The sequence below is a fragment of the Alkalihalophilus lindianensis genome, from assembly GCF_032843265.1.
GTDB lineage: Bacteria > Bacillota > Bacilli > Bacillales > Bacillaceae_D > Alkalihalophilus > Alkalihalophilus lindianensis.
In genome coordinates, this window is the sequence record NZ_JAWJBA010000403.1 from 1 (window position 1) to 267 (window position 267).

At 68.5% G+C, this 267-nt stretch carries 1 protein-coding gene; it reads right to left on the minus strand.

Annotated features, from left to right (window positions below; genetic code table 11):
* Positions 1-267, minus strand: a 267-nt coding sequence (locus RYX56_RS22775; protein WP_317124177.1) for a hypothetical protein, incomplete at both ends; no start/stop codon positions are given.

Sequence of the window (267 nt, forward strand, 5' to 3'; positions counted from 1 at the left end):
GATTGGGCGACGGCGGGGTCGGGTTCGATCTGGTTGGCGACGGCCGAGTCGACGACGTTGGTCGTCGCTCCCTCGACATCGGCGGGCGTTGCGGGCACGCTCAGCACCGGCGCCTGTTGCGCGGCCTGGAAGCTGCGCCACTGCGTCGCCATGCGGGTATCGATGTCGCCGCCCCATTCGCGTTCGAGCGGTTCGAGCCGGGCCATCGCCTTGTCGCGATCGAACAGCCACGACAATATGTCGCTGGCGATCGGCGCGGCGGTATAG